We start from the raw sequence: 1,211 nt of genomic DNA, 5'->3' as shown, positions 1-1,211 counted from the left end.
TGAGCGAGAAACGGACACTTGCCAATAAAGCAACATTTTAGTAATTGATACTTAACGGACATTCCTTTAATTCAAGCTTTCTTTTAGTAACTCAACTCCGTTTTCTCTAGTTCCCCTGTATACATAAGGAAATGAAATGAAAATTATTTACCCAATTACATTATCACTATTACTGCTAGGGTGCAGTGATTCAGATGAAGAAATGCTGATAAAAAATGTCTCTTTTAATAGTTCTACGATAGAGGCATGCATAACGGAAAGAGCTGATTTTGAGGGCTTTACTAAAGTAGAAGAAATGACTGAAGTTCTGTGTAAAGGAAGCGGTTATGATTTGGGAAATTTGGAAGATTTCAATAACTTTCCCAATTTAACCAGCGTGGCGTTTCATTCAATTGAAAGCCAGAGTGTGGAACTGGACAACAACCTTTACATTGAAAATTTATCAGTAATTTCAGCTAAAAACTTACGTCTGTTTCGAGCTTCGAATTCACCGAGTTTAAGAAAGATTGAATTCCAAAATTCAAACAATTTGTACAGCGTAACTTTGGATGAGCTACCAAACCTGACTGATCTTGAAATTTTCGACGCTAAAATCGAAGTCCTGGATATCGCTAACATAGAGTCTCTGGAGAATCTTACGATGGCGACTTTCTTAAGTTCAGGTGATTACTACGATGTTTTTAGTCCGATTGAATATCTTGATTTGACGTCCAATATCAACTTACAACAGGTTTACCTCCACGACACATCGTTAGAGACATTGCTACTTGACGGTTTAGAATATCTTACTCACCTAAGGGTTACTAAAAGCGAATTAAGGGCACTCGACTTAAATTTAACGAACTTGGAAGAATTAGTGCTCGCCAATAATAGTATTAGCTCGATTAACTCGGATTTCTTGCCTAATATCAAACGCCTAGATTTGAGCCGCAACCAACTAACAACAATAAACTTAGACCTAAACACTAACTTAGAGTATGTGAGGTTATTGGATAATCCATTTTCAGCGGAAACTGTAGCCTATCTCAATACGATTGACTGGATTGACGATTTTCAATTCTAAGCCAAAGATTTAATCCTTAAGATATCTTTTAAGGCGTAAGCCACATCATAACTGATGTGGCTTTTTTATTTATGGTGCCAAACGAACGTCTGCTTTTGCTAATACTCGTGACATGGTGATAGTAAATTGAACTGCTGTTCCTGGCACA

At 36.6% G+C, this 1,211-nt stretch carries 1 protein-coding gene; it reads left to right on the top strand.

Going from position 1 to position 1,211, the window contains the following annotated elements:
* Positions 1-136 precede the first annotated feature (136 nt).
* A complete protein-coding gene (locus tag ACHUFQ_RS16950) occupies positions 137-1,063 on the top strand; it encodes a leucine-rich repeat domain-containing protein (protein WP_394177031.1) in 927 nt (308 codons plus the stop codon).
* The last annotated feature ends 148 nt before the right edge of the window (positions 1,064-1,211 follow it).

This window comes from Thalassotalea litorea (genome assembly GCF_043642205.1).
Classification (GTDB): Bacteria; Pseudomonadota; Gammaproteobacteria; order Enterobacterales; family Alteromonadaceae; genus Thalassotalea_A; species Thalassotalea_A litorea.
The sequence above is the reverse complement of the archived record's forward strand: the minus strand, read 5'-3'. Positions and strand labels throughout refer to the sequence as shown.